A 1,579-nucleotide genomic window follows, 5' to 3' on the forward strand; every position below is an offset into this window, starting at 1 on the left:
AGGAACTGTTTATGGATTGGGGAAATATGAAATAATATCAGGGTGATATTATTAAAGATTCTCGTATATAGGAGGAGAAACAAATGGCAAAGGTGATGATAATATCCCTGGGAACGGGGCGCGGTGTGGAAAACGGCGTTGCTAAATCGATACATGTCAATAATCCAGATAAAATATTCTTCATAGCTACTAATGAAAGCAAATCCACAATTGAGAGGATAGAATCAGTATCAGGAAAGAAATTAGTGTATGAGCCGCCTCTAATTATTGATAATGCCGAAGATGTTGAAGGATGCTGGCAGACGACTGCACGGCTTGTTCGTTCCTTGATACGGGATGGTTATTGTTCTGAAGATATATGCATCGACTTTACAAGCGGCACCAAAGCGATGTCTTCTGGATGTGTTCTTGCAGGAGCAAGCTTTGAATGCGGTAATTTAAGTTATGTTGGGGGTGGTAAGCGCGATATTAATGGAAGGGTCATATCAGGAACTGAACGGGTGATTATCCTTACGCCCAATGAATTCTTCATCGATCAGCGCAGGCGAATGATACAGGATTTTTTCATTCTTTTCCAATTTGATGCATGCATCAAACTTATCAGTGATGCACGGTTAAAGTCTATGGCTATGGAGGTACATGATGAGCTTGACCTGTTGGAGAAGCTTGTTCTTGCTTATTCCTTCTGGGATAAGTTCAATCATTTAAAAGCTGCTTCATATTTTAACCAGTTGCACGGAAAATTCGATATCCGGTGGCAGATTGACACCAGTAATAGCAAAGAGATAGTCTTCAAGATCGCTAACCAAAAGGAAAAGTTTGCGCACAGCAGGGAAATATTGGATAAATTTTCTAAGGAAATCCTTGCAGACCTTCTGGCGAATGCCGACCGAAGAGCGCAAGAAGGGAAATATGATGATGCTGTTGCCCGCCTTTACAGGGCTGTTGAAGTAATATCCCAGATGCTTCTGGCACGACGAAAAATAGATACTTCACGAGTAAAGATCGAAGATCTACCTTCAAGCTGGCAGGAAGAGTACCGGGAAAGTAACGAATCAATAAAATTAGGCCAGGAAAAAGCATTTTCGTTACTTGAAAGCCTGGATGAAGATATTGGGAGGGATTATCGGGAGAACAAGAATTTGCGGAATTATTTAAGCAAGCGCAATAGTTCCATCCTGGCTCATGGGCTTACGCCTATGACAAAACCGATATTTGATGAATTATCAAGAGAAACAAACCAGCTTGCTGATAAAGCCTTCCCGCACCTTGGTTCACTTAAAGAGAAGAGTCGATTTCCAGTACTAAAGCTGGTATGAAGCCGGATGTTTTTTAAAAATTATCCCGGATCCAATGAACTTCCTAAATTCCCCCGTTTTGCCTCGAAAAACCATATAGGCAATCGCCAGCAAGCAGAGGCTGAATTGGTTTATATAAATATGGAAAGATGCAACTTTTTTCCTGAAAAAATCGAGGCAATCGCCAAACATTATTTTTCCGAAATCGTTATATAATATAAGAAGGTATATGAATATTTGAATTTGGAAATCGAGACATTAAAATGCTTTTCCAAAAACCC

At 40.3% G+C, this 1,579-nt stretch carries 1 protein-coding gene; it reads left to right on the forward strand.

Annotated features, from left to right (window positions below; all coding sequences use genetic code 11):
- Positions 1-83 precede the first annotated feature (83 nt).
- A complete protein-coding gene (locus IBX40_13320; protein ID MBE0525292.1) occupies positions 84-1,319 on the forward strand; it encodes a TIGR02710 family CRISPR-associated protein in 1,236 nt (411 codons plus the stop codon).
- The last annotated feature ends 260 nt before the right edge of the window (positions 1,320-1,579 follow it).

Source organism: Methanosarcinales archaeon, assembly GCA_014859725.1.
In the GTDB taxonomy this organism is placed as follows: domain Archaea; phylum Halobacteriota; class Methanosarcinia; order Methanosarcinales; family Methanocomedenaceae; genus Kmv04.